At 49.0% G+C, this 204-nt stretch carries 1 pseudogene; it reads right to left on the reverse strand.

Annotated features, from left to right (window positions below):
• Window positions 1-204 (reverse strand): annotated as a pseudogene (locus CHH91_RS20070) (peptidase M20); the annotation flags it as partial.

Below are 204 nucleotides of genomic sequence, written 5' to 3' on the forward strand. Positions count from 1 at the left end.
ACCCATCCTCGTATACGCCACTTCTGTGTTATAGACTTCCTCGTAAGCGCGGGCACATGCAGCAAATACAGGATCTGTCACAGGAGCTACAAAAGGCTTGCCTGTATCATGACGTTCTGTTGCCACTGTCACTCCAGGCGGCGTATGTGCTTGAATATGGGCTTCGATTTTTTCCAATATGTCAATTGGGTCTTGTCCTGGCAC

The sequence above is a fragment of the Virgibacillus sp. 7505 genome (assembly GCF_002272135.1).
Classification (GTDB): domain Bacteria; phylum Bacillota; class Bacilli; order Bacillales; family Amphibacillaceae; genus Terribacillus.